Annotated in this window: 7 protein-coding genes; all 7 read right to left on the reverse strand. The window is 74.6% G+C overall.

The features are described 5' to 3' along the window. Window positions 1–167 precede the first annotated feature (167 nt). Window positions 168–1,475: a cytochrome P450 gene (locus ABT232_RS16635; RefSeq protein WP_351840626.1), complete on the reverse strand. Its 1,308-nt coding sequence runs from the start codon at window positions 1,473–1,475 to the stop codon at window positions 168–170. Continuing rightward, the gene (locus ABT232_RS16640; protein ID WP_351840627.1) at window positions 1,459–4,779 is read right to left on the reverse strand and encodes a non-ribosomal peptide synthetase; all 3,321 of its coding nucleotides are present in this window, start codon (window positions 4,777–4,779) and stop codon (window positions 1,459–1,461) included. The genes ABT232_RS16635 and ABT232_RS16640 overlap by 17 nt, the downstream gene beginning before the upstream one ends. Further along, window positions 4,776–5,918 (reverse strand): capreomycidine synthase, encoded by a 1,143-nt coding sequence (gene vioD, locus ABT232_RS16645; protein ID WP_351840628.1) that lies wholly within the window; start codon window positions 5,916–5,918, stop codon window positions 4,776–4,778. Before vioD ends, ABT232_RS16640 begins: the two co-directional genes overlap by 4 nt. Then, the gene (locus ABT232_RS16650; RefSeq protein ID WP_351840629.1) at window positions 5,915–10,108 is read right to left on the reverse strand and encodes a non-ribosomal peptide synthetase; all 4,194 of its coding nucleotides are present in this window, start codon (window positions 10,106–10,108) and stop codon (window positions 5,915–5,917) included. Before ABT232_RS16650 ends, vioD begins: the two co-directional genes overlap by 4 nt. A gap of 143 nt (window positions 10,109–10,251) precedes the next feature. After that, window positions 10,252–13,539, reverse strand: coding sequence for a non-ribosomal peptide synthetase (locus ABT232_RS16655; RefSeq protein ID WP_351840630.1), 3,288 nt, complete (start codon window positions 13,537–13,539; stop codon window positions 10,252–10,254). After that, window positions 13,536–14,870, reverse strand: coding sequence for an MFS transporter (locus tag ABT232_RS16660; RefSeq protein WP_351840631.1), 1,335 nt, complete (start codon window positions 14,868–14,870; stop codon window positions 13,536–13,538). The genes ABT232_RS16655 and ABT232_RS16660 overlap by 4 nt, the downstream gene beginning before the upstream one ends. Next, window positions 14,867–16,105, reverse strand: coding sequence for a pyridoxal-phosphate-dependent aminotransferase family protein (locus tag ABT232_RS16665; RefSeq protein WP_351840632.1), 1,239 nt, complete (start codon window positions 16,103–16,105; stop codon window positions 14,867–14,869). The genes ABT232_RS16660 and ABT232_RS16665 overlap by 4 nt, the downstream gene beginning before the upstream one ends. Between the last annotated feature and the right edge of the window lie 91 nt (window positions 16,106–16,196).

Raw genomic sequence — 16,196 nt, forward strand, 5'->3', positions numbered from 1 at the left:
CCGCCGGATGCGGGCCGCCCCTGCTGGTCAGGCAGGGGTTTGTACACCGTCATCATGGTCCGATCTGTGTTTTTACATGAACACCACATGTGTGGCGCCTGTGAGAGCGTAAGCGTCAGATCGAATCCGAAATCACAGCAAATCCACAGAAGTTACACAGGAGACCCTTATGAAGTTTCGTGATCTTTGCCACTTGTCAGGCGTAATGGCAAGGATGTGATGCCGTAGAAGGAACTGAGGTCCGGGAACCAGGTGATGGCGTCCTCGTCGGCGATCTCGTAGTCGGGGCGGCGGGTGAGGATCTCCTCCAGCATCACGGTGAACATGGCGCGGACGATGCCCGCGCCGACGCAGTAGTGCGGGCCGCCACCGAACGCGTGGTGCCGTTCGTCGGGGCGGTCCAGGTCGACCTCGAAGGGCCTCGGGTACACGCTCTCGTCCCGGTTGGCCGCCGCCCAGGACAGGAACACCCGCTCCCCCGCCGCCAGTTGCCGGCCGCCGAGCTGGAAGTCCTCGGCGACGGTACGGCTGGTGCCCTGCACCGGTGACATCCAGCGCAGATACTCGTCCGCGGCGCGCGGGATCAGCCGCGGCTCGTCGATCAGACGCCGCTTCAGCTCCGGGTGGTGGGCCAGGTGCCACAGCGCGGTCGCGGTGAGGGTGGAGGTCGGGTCGATGCCGAGCAGCAGGAAGTACATCATCGAGACGATGTCCTCGTCCGGTACGGGCTCACCGTCGACGGTGGCGCGCAGCAGGTCCGCGATCAGCCCGCTCGCCGGCGCGTCCGGGTCGTCCTCCAGGAGCTCCCGGACGGCCTCCATCTCCTCGACGATCTCCAGCGTGATCAGCTGGGCGTAGTGGCGTGCGGCGGGCATGTCGTGCGGTGCGGCGAGCAGCGCGCGGTGCAGCAGGGCGTCCACGTCGAACCAGCGGTCGTCCGGCAGACCGATGTCGCGCATCGTCACGATGGCCGGCACGCGCAGGGTCATCGCCGGGACGATGTCGCAGGTGCCGGCGGCGATCGCCGCGTCGAGGCTCTCGCGGGCCAGGTCGCGCAGCTCCTGCTCGCGGGCGCGGACCCGGCTGGCGGAGTAGAAGGCGGCCAGCAGCTTGCGGTACTTCAGGGACAGCGGCGCGTCCAGCTCCAGCGGTGCCATGCGGCCGGTCTGGCCCAGCGGCGGGATCGTGACGCCCTGGACGGTGCCATCGGGCAGGGTGCGGCCGGTCAGCAGACGGCGGGAGCGGGCGGCGGCGGAGACCTCCTGGTGCCCGACGGCCACCCAGTGGCCGTCCCAGCTCTCGCTCCAGGTCACCGGCCCGGCCGCGCGCAGGCGTTCGTAGGTCGGGAAGGGGTCGCGGGCGAGCGCCGGGTCATGGCTGTCGAAGTCGGCCGGGCGGGCCGGGGCCGCGGACCGCGCGGCGTACGGGCAGCCGCCGGTGAGCGGAGGGGTGTCCTGTTCAGCCGTGCTGTCCATGGTCACCGGGTCCTTCCTGCGCGGTGGGTCGCTCGTCGAAGAGGCGGTCGGCCTCCTCGTCGGAGAGGTCGAGTACGGCGCGCACGGCGGCGCAGGTGGCCCGAAGCCGCTGCGGATCGGCGGCCAGCCGCAGGATCTCGGCGGCCAGCAGGGCCGGGGTCGGGGCCCGGAACAGGGCGTGCACGCGCAGGTCCACGCCGAGGTGTTCGCGCAGGAACATCACGGCCCGGGTGGCGAGCAGGGAGTGTCCGCCGAGGTCGAAGAAGTCGTCGTGGATGCCGGTCCGTTCGACGCCGAGGACGTCGGCCCAGGCCCAGGCGACCACGGCTTCGACGTCGTCGCGGGGCGCCGTGTACAGGGAGTCGCCGGGGCGGTCGCCGGCCGGGGCGGGCAGGGCGGCGCGGTCGAGTTTGCCGTTGCTGTTCAGCGGCAGGGCGTCCAGCAGGACGTAGTCGCCCGGGACCATGTAGGCGGGCAGGGTGCGGGCGAGGGCGGTGCGCAGATCGGCGGGGCGGACGGCGGTGGCCGGTACGACATAGGCGACGAGGCGCTTGTCGCCGGGGGTGTCCTCGCGGCAGAGCACGACCGCCTGGCGGACCTGCGGCAGCGCGGTGAGCGCGGCGTCGATCTCCTCGGGCTCGATGCGGATGCCGCGGATCTTGACCTGGTGGTCGGTCCGGCCGAGGTAGTCGAGCCGTCCGTCGGCGCGCCAGCGGCACACGTCGCCGGTGCGGTACAGGCGGGCACCCGGCTCGCTGGAGAACGGGTCCGGCACGAAGCGTTCGGCGGTCAGGGCGGACTTGCCGTGGTAGCCGCGGCCGATCTGGCGTCCGGCGACGTGGAGTTCGCCGGGTACGCCGATGGGGACCGGGCGTCCGGCGGCGTCGAGGACGTAGACGCGGGTGTTGAGGACCGGGCCGCCGATCGGGACCGGGCCCTCGGCGCCGGGCAGGCAGTCCCAGTGGGTGACGTCGATGGCCGCCTCGCACGGGCCGTACAGGTTGTTGAGCGCGGTGCCGGCGAAGGTGGCGAAGAAGCGGCGCTGGAGCTCCGGCAGAAGGGCCTCGCCGCTGCAGATGACACGGCGCAGGGTGGCGCAGCGGGCGGCGTCGGCCGGGGCTTCGACGAAGGCCTGGAGCAGGGACGGCACCACGTGCAGCACGGTGACCCGTTCGGCCTCGACGACGTCGGCGAGCGAGGCGGGGTCGCGGTGGGCGCCGGGTTCGGCCATGACCAGGCGGGCGCCGACGGCGAGCGGCCAGAACAGTTCGCGCAGCGAGTCGTCGAAGCCGACCGGGGTCTTCTGGAGCAGGACGTCGTCGGCGCCGAGTCCGTAGTGGTCCTGCACCCAGGTGAGCTGGTTGACGATGTTGCGGTGCTCGTTCATCGCCCCCTTGGGCCGGCCGGTGGACCCGGAGGTGTAGACGATGTACGCGAGGTGGCGTCCGGTGACGTCCGGCCGGGGCGCGGTGGCGGGCTGCGCGTCGAAGAGGTGGCGGTCGGTGTCGAGGGTGGGTGTGTCGAGCCGGTCGGGCAGGCGCGGGCGCAGGGCCGATTCGGTGAGGACGGTGGTGATGCCGGCGTCGTCGACGACGTGGGCGAGGCGGTCGGGCGGGTAGCCCGGGTCCAGCGGGACGAACGCGGCGCCGGACCGGACGACGCCGTAGAGCGCCACGACGAGGTCGACGGAGCGTTCCAGGAAGACGCCGACGGTGCTCTCCGGGCCGTGGCCGCGCGAGCGCAGCAGGTTGGCGACCTGGGCGGCACGCGCGTCGAGCTGGGCGTAGGTGAGGCTGCCGGAGGCGTCGCTGACGGCGACGGCGTCCGGGGTGCGGGCGGCCTGGGCGGCGAAGAGGTCGCCGAGGGTGGTGTCGGGGACGGGGCCGTCGGTGCGGTTCCAGTCCCGGACGGTCAGGGTCTCCTCGTCGGCGGAGAGGAAGCCCAGGTCGTCGACCGGGGTGTGCGGCGCGTCCGCGGCCGAGCCCAGCAGCAGCGTGTAGTGGCCGATGAGGCGTTCGACGGTGGCGTGGTCGAAGAGGTCGGTGGCGTACTCGGCGGTCAGTTCGACGGAGGTGCCGTCGTCCACGGCGGTGAGGGACAGGTCGAACTTGGAGCGGCCCGCCTCGATGAAGTCGACCGCGGTCAGCCTGGCGTCGCCGAAGGCGTCGGTGCGGTGGGCCCGGTCGTCGACATGGGTGTCGAACGTGACCTGGAACAGCGGGTTGTGGCTCAGTGAGCGGCCCGGCCGCAGCTCCTCCACCACCCGGTCGAAGGGCAGCGCCTGGTGGTCGTAGGCGCGCAGGCAGCTGGTGCGTACGGCGCGCAGGTGGTCGCGGAAGGACGGGTTGTCCTCCAGACGGCCGCGCAGGACGACCGTGTTGACGAAGTAGCCGACGGCTCCGGCGAGTTCGGTGCGCGGCCGGCCGGCGACGGTGCTGCCGACGCTGACGTCGCGCTGGCCGGACCAGCGGGCCAGCAGCACCTGGTAGGCGGCCAGCAGCAGCATGTGCAGGGTGACGCGCTCGGAGCGGGCGAGCGCCCGCAGCCGGTCGGTGAGGCCGGCGGGCAGCCGGAGGCGGTGCTCGGCGCCGGCGTGCGTCTGTTCCGCCGGGCGGGGCCGGTCGGTGGGCAGGGTGAGGAGTTCGGGCGCGCCGTCGAGCTCCCGGCGCCAGAAGCCGAGGAGGCGTTCCAGCCGGGGGCCGCTCAGCTCGGCTCGCTGGCGGTCCGCGAAGTCCGGGTACTGGGCGGCGGGCTCGGGCCGCCAGTCGGTGCCGGCGCGGGCGTGGCCGTAGGCCTCGGCGAGTTCGCGGACGACCGTCTCCATCGACACCGCGTCGAAGACGATGTGGTGGACGAGCAGCATCAGGGTGTGCCGGTGCTCCGCGGTGCGCAGCAGGCGGGTGCGGATCAGCGGGCCGGTGGCGAGGTCGAAGCCGATGGCGGTCTCGGCGGCGCAGGCGTCGGCGGCGGCCCGTTCGCGCTCGGCGGCGGGCAGCGGGCGCAGGTCGGTGACGGCCAGGCCGACGGTGAGTTGGTCGGTGACGAGCTGGACGGGCCGGCCGTCGTCGTCGCGGGCGAAGCGGGTGCGCAGGGCGTCGTGGCGGGCGACGACGGCGTTGACGGCGTGGCGCAGCGCGGTGGTGTCCAGGGGGCCGTCGAGGTCGATGCGCCAGGCCAGGGTGTACAGCGGGTCGCCGGGGGTGATCTGGTCGAGGAACCACAGGCCGTGCTGGGTGACCGAGACGTCGTGGGCACGGGTGCCCCGGGCGGTGGCCGGGGCGCTGGTCGGCGGGGCGCTGGTCATCGGGGCGCTCCTTCGAGGCGGCGGGTGGCGGCGCGCTGCGCGAGCACGGTGTGCAGCCGGCTCAGGCCGGTCGCGAAGGCCCTCTCGTCGCCGCCGAAGCCGAGCCGGACCCGGTCGGGGTGGCCGAAGCCGCTGCCGGGGACGAGGAGGACGTCGTGGTCGCGGCCGAGCTCGCGGCACAGGTCCTCGGTGTCGGTGACGCCGTGGAAGGACGGAAAGGCGGTGACTCCGCCGGCCGGCGGAGTGAGGGAGACGAGGTCGGGGTGGGTGTCGGCCCAGGCTGTGAGGGTGTCCAGGTTGCGGTGGGCCTGGGCCCGGCGGATGTCGAGGATGCGGTCGGCGTGCACCACGGCGCGTTCGGCGAGGAACTCGGTCAGCGGTGACAGGCAGATGGTCAGCGCGTCGCGCAACGGCAGGAAGCGGGCCAGCAGTTCGGGCGCGGCCAGGCACCAGCCGACGCGGGTGCCGGGCAGGCCGTAGGCCTTGGACATGGTGCCGAGCGAGAGGCAGCGCTCGTAGCGCAGCGACGGTTCGGGCAGGGCGGGGCCGTCTTGGACGAGTTCGGTGAAGGCGCCGTCCCAGACGAGGTAGGCGCCGCTGTCGGCGACGATGTCGAGGAAGGCGTCGAAGAGGCCGGCGGGCAGCGAGGCGCCGGTCGGGTTGTTCGGGAGATTGACGACGACCATGCGGGTGGCGGGGGTGAGCTGGGCGCGCAGGGCGTCCAGGTCGGGTGCGAAGCCGTCCTCCGGGCGCAGCCGCCACCGCTTGAGCCGGCAGCCGATGGACTCCGCGATCGACCACAGCGAGTGGTAGCCGGGGTCGATGACGACGACCTCGTCGCCCGGTTCCAGCAGCGCGTTCATGGCGAGGAAGATCGCCTCGGTGGAGCCGTGGGTGGCCATCACGCGTGCCGGGTCGCCGTCGGCGAAGCGCTGGGCGAGCGCGCCGCGCAGGGCCTCGCTGCCGTAGGAGGGGCTGTCGTCGAGGGCGATGGCGTCCAGGTCGTCCTGCGAGATGCCGAGCAGGGCGCGCAGCTCGGCCAGGGTCCAGCACTGCACTCCGCTGCTGCCGAGGTCGATGGTGGTGTCGAAGTAGAAGTCGCGCATCCAGTCTTCGAGCGGCGCTCGGCGCAGCTTCATGTCAGGCTCCCGTCGAGGAAGGGCCGCAGCTCGGCTGCGAGGTCGGTGAGGTGGGGTTCGCGCAGAAGGCTGTAGTGGTCGCCGCCGACCGGGCGGACGTCCACCGGGCCGGTGGTCCAGCGGCGCCAGCCGCGGTCGGCGTCGGTGGCGGCGTCCGTGGCGGTTTCGCTGTCGGTGCCGGTGCCGCTGCCGGTTTCGCTGCCGGTGCCGTTGCCGGTTTCGGTGGCGGTGGCGGTGCCGTTGCCGGTTTCGGTGCCGTTGCCGGTTTCGGTGGCGGTGGCGGTTTCGGTGGCGGAGAGGACGAGGAGCCGTCCGTCGTACGGGCCGTCGGGCCGGTAGCGTCGCAGGGCCGTGCGGTTGGCGCCGTACAGGTCGAGCAGGCGGGCCAGGTGGGCGGGGCCGTCCTCGGCGTCCAGCAGCCCGGCGCGCCGGGCGCTCTCCAGCAGGTGTGCGCGGCAGTCCCGCGCCGTCGTTCCCGCCGGTGCGGCGGGCTGGACTCCGAGGCGGGTGCCGGTCGAGCGCTCCCAGTCCGCGGCGAAGTCGGCGATCAGCTCCGTCTCGTCCGGCGCGGTGCCCGGCCCGTACCGTCCCGGCGCGTGACTGTCGATCAGGACGACCGGCGGGGTGCGGCCGTCGCGCCGGGCGGCCTGGCGGGCCATCTCGAAGGCGACGACACCGCCGAACGACCAGCCGCCCAGCACCAGCGGGCCGTCGTACCCGGCCTCGGCGATGGCGTCGAGGTAGTCGGCTGCCATCTCCTCGATCCGTGCGGCCGGCCGTTCGCCCTCGCGCATGCCACGCGCCACCAGCGCGTGCACGGGCCGGTCGGGACCGAGCGCGCCGGCCAGGGAGGCGTAGCACAGGACGTGGCCGCCGACCGGGTGGACCAGGAACAGCGGTGGCCGCGTACCGGTGGCGTGCAGCGGGACCAGCGGGGACGGCGCGGGGGCCGGTGGCCGTTCGTCCAGCCAGCCGGCCAGCGCGCGCAGCGTCGGCGCGGAGAACACGGTCGCCGTGGGCACGGTCACGTCCCAGCTGCTCTCCATACGGCTGATCAGCCGCAGCGCCGCGAAGGAGTGGCCCCCGAGGTCGAAGAAGTTGTCGTCGGCACCGACTCGTTCCACGGGCACGCCCAGCACCTCCGACCACATCTCGGCCAGCAGCCGCTCGCTGTCGCCGCTCGGCGGCTCAAAAGCGGCCGCCGCGCGCCGGCCGGCCTCGGGGGCGGGCAGTGCGGCGCGGTCGAGCTTGCCGTTGCCGGTGAGCGGCAGCGCGGGCACCACGACGTAGGCGCCGGGCACCATGTACGGCGGGACGAGCGCGGCCAGGTGGGCGCGCAGGGCGGCGGCGTCCGGCGGTCCGTCGGCGGTCGGGACGACGTAGCCGACGAGGTAGGGGTCGCCGGCCGGGTCGGTGCGGGCCAGCACCGCGGCCCGGTCGATCCGCGGGTGTTCCGCGAGCGCCGCCTCGATCTCGCCGGGCTCGATGCGGAAGCCGCGGATCTTGACCTGCTGGTCGGCGCGTCCGAGGTACTCCAGCTCGCCGTCCGCGCGCCAGCGGCACACGTCACCGGAGCGGTACAGCCGGGCGCCCGGCTCGGCGGAGAACGGGTCGGGCACGAAACGCTCGGCGGTCAGCGCGGGCCGGCGCAGATAGCCGCGGGCCACGCCCGGGCCGCCGACGTACAGTTCACCGGCCGCGCCGCGCGGCACCGGTCGGCCGTGCGCGTCCAGCAGGTGCAGCCGCAGGTCGGCCAGCGCGTGCCCGATCGGGCTGCGCACCGGGCCGTCCAGGTCGGCCCGCCGGAGCCGGCGGTGGGTGACGTGCACGGTGGTCTCGGTGATGCCGTACATGTTCACCATGTCCGGGCACCGGTCGCCGAGGCGGTCGAACCACGGTGCCAGGTCGTCCACGACCAGGGCCTCGCCGCCGAAGACCACGGTTCGCAGCGCGAGGTCGGGCGGTTCGGGGCGGGCCATGACCTCGGCGGTCAGCTCGCGGAACGCGGACGGGGTCTGGTTGAGGACCGTGACCCGGTGGGTGAGGAGGAAGTCGACGAACTCCCGTGGCGAGCGGGTGACCTCGGCCGGGACCACGGCGAGCGTGCCGCCGTGCGCGAGGGCGCCCCAGATCTCCCACACCGAGAAGTCGAAGGCGCAGGAGTGGAACAGGCTCCACACGTCGCCGGGTCCGAAGCCGAAGTCCTCGGCGGTGGCGGTGAGCAGCCGCACCACCTGGCGGTGCGCCACGCCGACGCCCTTGGGCCGGCCGGTGGAACCCGAGGTGTAGATGACGTAGGCCAGGTGGTCGGGGTGCGGCGGGGCGGCGCGTTGGGTGCCGGCCTCGGGGAGGCCGCCGGCGGGCGTGTCGTCGGCGGTGTCGGTGAGGAGGACGGCGGTGGTGCCGTCCGGGAACAGGCGGGCCGCGATCTTCGTCGTGGTCAGGACGCAGGCGGGTGCTGCGTCGGTCATGATGTGCCGGACGCGTTCGGCCGGGGCGGTGGGGTCGACGGGGAGATAGGCGGCGCCGGCCTTCAGGACGCCGAGGATCGCGACGATCAGGTCCGCGGAGCGCGGCAGGGCCAGCGCCACCAGCCGGTCGGGGCCGGCGCCGGAGCGCAGCAGACGGCGGGCGAGGTGGTCGGCCCGGCGGTCGAGTTCCGCGTACGACAGCCGCTCGGCGCCGGCGACCACCGCGATCGCGTCGGGTGTCTTCGCGGCCTGCCCCTCGAACAGGCCGGTCAGGGTGGCGGGCCGGTTCGGGCCGGCCGCAACGGCGGTCGCGCGCGGGTGCGGGGCGACGAGGTCGGCCCGTCGGCCGGCGGGGACCAGCCGGAGAGCGGCGAGCGCGGTGTCCGGCTCGGTGACGGCGTGCTCCAGCAGCAGCAGGAACGACTCGGCCAGCGCGGTGGCCGTACCGGTGTCGAACAGGTCGGTGGCGTACTCCAGGACGCCGGTGAAGCCGTCGTCCTCGGTGTCCTCCAGGGCCAGGGTGAGGTCGAACTTCGCGGTGGCGGTGGCCGGTTCGCCGACCGTGCAGCGCAGTCCCGGCAGATGCAGGCGGGCCGGGTCGGCGTTCTGGAGCACGAACGCCGCCTGGAACAGCGGATGGTGGCCGAGGTCGCGGTCGGGCCGCAGCTCCTCGACGAGCCGCTCGAACGGGACGTCCTGGTGGGCGAGGTCGGCGAGCACGGTCCGCCGGGTCCTGGCGAGCAGGTCGCGGAAGGTCATGTCCTCGTCCAGCTGGGCGCGCAGCACGACGGTGTTGGCGAAGTAGCCGATCAGCGGCTCCAGTTCCGGCCGGTCACGGCCGGCGACCGGGGAGCCGACGCAGACGTCGGACTGGCCGGACCAGCGGGCGAGCGTCACCTGCCAGGCGGCCAGCAGCAGCATGAACGGGGTGCAGCGGCCGGCCCGCGCCGTCTCCCGCAGCCGGGAGGCGACCGGTCCGGGCACGCTGAGCGGCACCTCGGCGCCGCGGTGCGAGGCGACGGCGGGCCGGGGCCGGTCGGTGGGCAGGGCGAGGACGGCCGGGGCGTCGGCGAGCCGTTCGCGCCAGTGGGCGAGGTGGCCGGTGAGGGCGGCGGAGTCCAGCCGTTCGCGCTGCCAGACCGCGTAGTCGGCGTACTGGATCGCCAGGTCCGGCAGCGGAGAGGCGAGGCCGAGGGCGTGCGCCTGGTAGAGCGTGCCGAGTTCGCGGCAGAACACGCCGAGGGACCAGCCGTCGCACACGGTGTGGTGGAAGGTGACGACGAGCAGGTGCTCGGCGGGGGCGGTGCGCAGCAGCAGGGCGCGCAGCAGCGGTCCCGTGGTCAGGTCGAAGGGGCGGTCGGCCTCGTCGGCGGCGGCGCGCCGTGCCTCGTCGGCGGCGACGTCGCGCACCTCCAGCCGGATCGCCGGAGCGGGCCGGACGATCTGGAGCGGCCCGTCGTCGCCCTCGGCGAAGGTGGTGCGCAGGACCTCGTGGCGGCCGGCCACGGCGTTCAGGCACTCGGCCAGGAGTGCGGCGTCCAGCGGTCCGGACAGGCCGATGACCAGCGGCACGTTGTAGACGGTGCCGCCCGGTGCGAGCCGGTCCATGAACCACAGCCGGGACTGGGCGAAGGAGGCCGGGAAGACGAGGACGTCCTCCGTCTCCGCGGGTGGTGCGTCCATGGCGGGTCCGGCGTCGTCCTGGGCGGCAGCTGACATGGCTGGCCTACCTTTCCGGGTGCGGGCCCGGTCCGGTCGTCGGCCGGATCGGGGGCCCAGGGGCCTCAGGGTGGGTGGGGTCGGGGTGTGCCCGGGGGCGGGCCGGGCGGGGGCGGGGGACGGTCGCCGAGGTGCCGGGGACGCTATCGGGCGGTGGCGGAGGGCTCCTGGCGGCCGCGGGCGCGGTAACGGGTGCGGTCGAGGCTGCGGATGGCCGGTTCCTCGGCGGTGCGGCCGCGGGCGTCGATGTCGGCGGCCAGTTCCGCGACCGTCGGCGCGGTGAACACGGCGGCCAGCGGCAGTTCGGTGCCGGTGCGGGCCCGGATGCGGGCGGTGGCGGTCGCCGCGTGCAGCGAGTGCCCGCCCAGGTCGAAGAAGTCGTCGTGCCGTCCGGCCCGTTCGACGCCGAGGACCTGCGCCCAGACCTCCGCGACGACTGTCTCGGTGCCGGGGCGCGGCGGTTCGTAGGCGGCGGCCTGGGCGGCGTCCCCGGAGTGCGGGGCGGGCAGGGCGGCGCGGTCGAGCTTGCCGTTGGCGGTCAGCGGCAGCGCGTCCAGTTCGACGAACGCCGACGGCACCATGTACGCCGGCAGGATCCTGCCGAGGTGTGCGCGCAGTTCGGCGGCGGACGGGAGCGGGTCCGGCCGGACCGGTACGGCGTAGGCGACCAGCCGCCGGTCCCCCGGCGTGTCCTCGCGGACCACGACGACCGCGCGGTCCACCCGTTCGTGCGCGCACAGCGCGGTCTCGATCTCACCGGGTTCGATGCGGAAGCCGCGCACCTTGACCTGGTGGTCGGCGCGGCCGACGTAGACCAGGCCGCCGTCGGGCCGGCGGCGCACCAGGTCGCCGGTGCGGTACATGCGGGCGCCGGGCGCGCCGTACGGGTCGGGCAGGAACCGTTCGGCGGTCAGGGCCGGCCGGTGCAGATAGCCGCGGGCCACGCCGGTGCCGCCGAGGTACAGCTCGCCTACGCAGTTGGCCGGGACGGGCCGCAGCGCGGCGTCGAGGACCTGCGCGGTGGTGCCGGGCAGGGCGGTGCCGATCGGGGGCGGTCCGTCGGGTGTGGTTCCTTCGGCCCACCAGGCGGTGGCGTAGACGGTGGCCTCGGTGGGGCCGTAGGCGTTGATCAGGTCGGCGTCGGGGACCGTCTCGCGCAGCCGTCCCAGTACGGCCCGCGGCAGCGCCTCGCCGGCGAGGACGACCGTGCCGGTGCCGTCCGGGAGGCGGCCGTGGTCGAGGACGCCGGTCAGCGCGGACGGCACCGTGCTGACGAGGGTCGCGGAACCGGCGGACGCGGGGCGTTCGGTGAGCGCGAGGGCGTCGCGCACGATCTCGACACGGCCTCCGCAGGCCAGTGGCGCGAACAGTTCGAACACGGAGACGTCGAAGGTGAACGAGGTGCTGCACACGGTGCGGGCCAGTCGCTCGGTGCCGAACGCGTCGACGGCCCAGCGCACCAGGGCCACAGCGCTCGCGTGTTCGACGACCACGCCCTTGGGCCGGCCGGTGGAGCCGGAGGTGTGGATGACGTACGCGGGATGCCGCGGGGTCGCCGGCGGGCCGGTCCGTGCCGCCGGGCCGCGCCGCGGGTCCGGGTCGTCCGTGCCGGCGAGGGTGAGGTCGCGCAGGACGAGGGCCGGGCGGGCGTCGGCGAGGACCGCGGCCGTGCGCTCGGGCGGATGGGTCGGGTCCACCGGCAGGTACGCGCCGCCCGCCTTGAGGATGCCGAGCAGGGCGACGACCGTGTCCGCCGAGCGCTCCATGGCAACGGCGACGAGGCTTTCCGGGCCGATGCCGCGGGTCCTGAGGCGAGCGGCCAGCTCCTCGGCGCGGGCGTCCAGTCCGGCGTAGGTCAGCTCCGTGCCGGCGCAGGCCACGGCGGGTGCGTGGGGGGTGCGCCGGGCCTGTTCCTCGATCAGGGCGTGCAGGGTGGTGGCGGGCGCCGGGGCCGGGTCGGGGCCGCGGCCCTGGGCCAGCAGCCGGTCCGCCTCGCCGGGCAGCAGGAGGTCCAGTGTGCCGACGCGGACGGCCGGGTCGGCCGTCACCTCGGCCAGTGAGCGCAGGAAGCGGGCGGCCAGCTCCGCCGCGGTCGCCGCCTCGAAGAGATCGGTGCGGAAGCCGAGCGACCCCTGCACGGTGTCCGGGCCCTCGATCAGCTCCAGCGTGAGGTCGAACTTGGCGTCCGTCCCGGCGACCGGATGGTCCTCGACGGTCAGACCGCCGGGCAGGGACACGGGCCCGGGTCCGGGACCGCCGTCGCCGCCGTCGCTCCGGTAGGACAGCATCGTCTGGAAGAGCGGGTGGTGGCTGAGGCCGCGGTCGGGCGCGAGCTCGTCGACGAGGCGCTCGAAGGGCACGTCCTGGTGGGCGAACGCCTCCAGCGTCGACTCCCGCGTGGCATGCAGCACCTCACGGAAGGTCATGTCGTCGGTGACCTGCCCGCGCAGCACGACGGTGTTGACGAAGTAGCCGATGAGATCGTCGAGTTCGCTGCGGGTGCGGCCGGAGACGGGTGTGCCGACGCAGATGTCGGGCCGGCCGGACCAGCGGGCCAGCAGCACCTGCCAGACGGCGGTCAGCAGCATGAACGGCGTGCAGTGCTCGGCGCGCGCCAGCTCGCGCAGGCGGGCCGTGAGGTCGGGGCCGATGGTGAAGCGGTGCTGGCCGCCGGTGTGCGAGGCCACCGCCGGGCGCGGCCGGTCCGTCGGCAGTTCCAGCAGGGCCGGGGCGCCGGCCAGCCGCTCCCGCCAGTACGCCACGCCGGCGTCGAGGTCACCGGCCGGGCGCGCGCGCTCCCACAGCGCGTAGTCGGCGTACTGGATCGGCAGCTCCGGCAGCGGAGAGGGCCGGCCGGTGGCGAAGGCCGTGTACAGCGCGGTCAGTTCGTCGCGCAGGACGCCCGTCGAGGTTCCGTCGCCGACGGTGTGGTGGCAGCTGAGGACGAGGACGTGGTCCTCGGCGCCCAGGCGCAGCAGGAGGGCGCGCAGCACGGGGCCCGCGGCGAGGTCGAAGGGCTCGGCGAGGTGTGCGGCGACCACCGCGTCCGCCTCGTCCGCGATGGCGGTGCGCACGGGCAGCGTGACGGGTCCGGCCGGGTCGACGATCTGTACGGGGACGGGTTCGGCGGCGGCGAACCGGGTGCGCAGCACCTCGTGCCGCCGCACGATCTCCGTGAGCGCCGCGCGCAGCGCCGGCACGTCGAGGGCTCCGCGGAACCGCAGCGCCCAGCCCATGGTGTACGCGGTCCGGTCGGCGCCGGTGAGGATCTGGTCGAGCAGCCACAGTCCCTGCTGGGCGGTGGAGACGGGTACGGGGCCGGAGCCGGCGCGGGGGCGCGGCGCGTCGTCGGCGGCGGGTGCCGAGGAGCCGGCGGGCGGTGCGGTGCGCAACTGCTGGAGCAGGCGCAGCTTCTGCGGGGACAGGGTCATCGCGCGTACTCCCTCGACGGTTCCGGGCGGGCCGGTCGGGTCCGGGGCCGGCGGGGGGACAGCAGGGCGGGTGCCGCGGCGAGCGTGAGGACGGCGGTGACGCCGCCGAGCAGCAGCATCTGGTCCACGGGCAGGAAGGACAGCAGTCCGCCGGCCAGGGCGAAGCCGATGCTCTGGGCGGAGACGAGAGTGCTGAACGCCTCGGTCATCCGGTTCTCCGGCACGAGGTGGCCGGGGGCCTCGTTCATCACGGTGTTCAGCGGTGCCGTGCAAAGGCCGAGCGCGACGAAGGCGATGGCGAGGGCCGGGTAGCCGTCGACGAGCGCGATGGCCAGGCTGCTCGCGATCATCAGCAGCAGCAGGACGACGGCCTGCCGGACGAAGCCCATCCGGATGCGGTGGGCGTACCAGGCGTAGGCGAAACCGGCCAGCGCGCTGGCCGCGCCGAGCGCGCCGGTGAGGATCGCGGCCTGGGTGGTGCCGCCGCCGTCCTCGGCGACGCGGGGCAGCACGCCGACGTCGGCGGTGCCGAGCAGATGGCCGAAGGCCAGCGTCACCAGCACCCAGAACAGGAACGGGCGGTTGCGCCACAGGCTGCCGGCGCCCGGCGGTACGGCCGGCTCGGCGGCGACGGGCGCGGCGGAGCCGGACGGGACGGCGGCCGGCGCCTGCTCCGGCTCGTGCTGCGCGGTCGTGGCGGCCCCGGACACGGCGGCGGTGGCGGAGGCCCTGGAGCGGGGGTGCAGCATCGCGGCGCCGAGGAGAGTGGCCACGCCCATGGCGAACAGGGCGTAGATCGGGTCGGCGATCGCGCTGAGCGCCACCAGGAACGGCGCGCTGATGACGACCATCTCCACGGCGATGGAGTCCAGCGACAGCGCCGGGCCGATCAGATGCGGCGGCACCGTCTTGTTGAGCAGGGTCCGGGTGGCGCCGCTGACGCCGGAGGTGATCACCGTGCCGACCAGCACACAGGCGAGCAGGACCCAGTCGGGCGCGTCCTGGAGGAAGGCGACGGCCAGCAGGACCCGGGCGACGGCGCCGAGCACCAGGACGCGCGGCGTCCACGTCTCCGTGCCGAGCCGGTCCAGGAGCCGGCCGCAGACCGGTCCGGCGACCACTCCGGGCAGCAACGCGGCCCCGACGAGCAGTCCGCCGAGCGCGGGGCCGCCGCGGTACTCCATGCTGACCAGCACGAACGCCATCGGGGCCATGATGGGCGGCAGCCGCAGCATCATGGTGGCCAGCACCCACCGCCAGTACGGCGCGCTGCGGACCAGTTCCAGCACCGGCCGGTCCGCCTTCACCGCCGGCGTCGGTGTCTGCGTCATGACGCCTCCGTCACGGTCAGGGGGCGGCCGGCGGGGACGGTGGCCGCCGCCTCGGCGGCGGGTGCGGTGCGGGCCGCGGGGACGGTCGCCACGGGGTGTGCCGGTGCGGGCGTCTCGTCGGCGGCGCGGGCCCGCAGGGCCGCCTGGACGGCGCTGCCCGGCGGTACGCGGTGGCCGAGGTCGGCGAGGCCCAGCTCCAGCGCCGACAGCGCGGTCAGCACGTCGAACTCGTCGACGTAGCCGCAGTGTCCGATGCGCAGCACGCGTCCGGCGAGCGGCCCCTGCGCGCCGGTGAGCTGGATGCCGTAGCGCTCCAGGAGGTGGTCGACGAGCGCGCCGCCGTCCACGCCGTCCGGCAGCCGGGCGGCGGTGACCGAGGCGTGCCGGTCGTCGTCCGGGGAGAACAGCTCGAGGCCGAGTCCGGTCACGCCCGCGCGGGCCAGCCGGCCGAGCCGGACGTGGCGGGCGAAGACCTCCGTCATGCCCTCCTCGTGCATCAGCCGCAGGGCCACGTCGAGCTGGTTGATGAGGCTGACGGCCGGTGTCCACGGGGTGCGCGGGATGTCGGCGCGCACCGCGTCGCGCGCCTCGTCCCAGTCGAAGTAGTAGCGCGGCAGCCGGGCCGAGGCGTGCAGCTGCCAGGCGCGCGGGCCGACGCTGGTGAAGGCGAGGCCCGGCGGGGTCATCAGCGCCTTCTGGCAGCCGCCCACCACCACGTCGAGGCCCCAGTCGTCGGTGCGCAGTTCGCACGCGCCGACTCCGGAGGCGGAGTCGACCACGGTCACCAGCGGGGCGACGGCGGCGGCGAAGCCGCGCATGTCGTTGACGACGGCGGTGGAGGTCTCGCAGTGCACCGCGATCGCGGCGACCAGGCCGGGTGTGCGCGCGGCCTCGGCGATCCGCTCCAGGTCCAGCGGCCGGCCCCACTCGTGCCGCACCTCGGTCACCCGGAGCCCGAACCGGGCGGCCATCTCCGCCCAGCGGGCGCCGAAGGCACCGTTGACGGCGACCAGGACGCGGTCGCCCGGCGAGAAGAGGTTCTGCATGGCCCCTTCGAAGGCGCCGGTCATGCTGGAGGCGGACAGCAGGACGTCGTTGCGGGTGAACAGGGCCCGCCGGAGGTTGTCGAGGACGCGGGTGAACACCTGGGCGTAGGCGGCGGTGCGCTCGTCCTCGACGGGCAGTACGGCCGCGGCGGTGACCTCCGGTGGTGTCGGTGTCGGCCCCGGGACCATCAGCCGGTATTTCCTCATGGCTCGTCAGCTCGCAATCGGTGTCGGGGGCTGGTGCGTAGGGCTGGATGTCCCGGCCGGCGGCCGGGCCGGG

The organism is Streptomyces sp. NPDC001532 (assembly GCF_040298625.1).
In the GTDB taxonomy this organism is placed as follows: domain Bacteria; phylum Actinomycetota; class Actinomycetes; order Streptomycetales; family Streptomycetaceae; genus Streptomyces.

Excerpts from the sequence above, each read along its gene's own strand:
- ABT232_RS16635 (WP_351840626.1), bottom strand. The coding sequence starts at position 1,475 with ATGGACAGCACGGCTGAACAGGACACCCCTCCGCTCACCGGCGGCTGC.
- ABT232_RS16640 (WP_351840627.1), bottom strand. The coding sequence starts at position 4,779 with ATGACCAGCGCCCCGCCGACCAGCGCCCCGGCCACCGCCCGGGGCACC.
- vioD (WP_351840628.1), bottom strand. The coding sequence starts at position 5,918 with ATGAAGCTGCGCCGAGCGCCGCTCGAAGACTGGATGCGCGACTTCTAC.
- ABT232_RS16650 (WP_351840629.1), bottom strand. The coding sequence starts at position 10,108 with ATGTCAGCTGCCGCCCAGGACGACGCCGGACCCGCCATGGACGCACCA.
- ABT232_RS16655 (WP_351840630.1), bottom strand. The coding sequence starts at position 13,539 with ATGACCCTGTCCCCGCAGAAGCTGCGCCTGCTCCAGCAGTTGCGCACC.
- ABT232_RS16660 (WP_351840631.1), bottom strand. The coding sequence starts at position 14,870 with ATGACGCAGACACCGACGCCGGCGGTGAAGGCGGACCGGCCGGTGCTG.
- ABT232_RS16665 (WP_351840632.1), bottom strand. The coding sequence starts at position 16,105 with ATGGTCCCGGGGCCGACACCGACACCACCGGAGGTCACCGCCGCGGCC.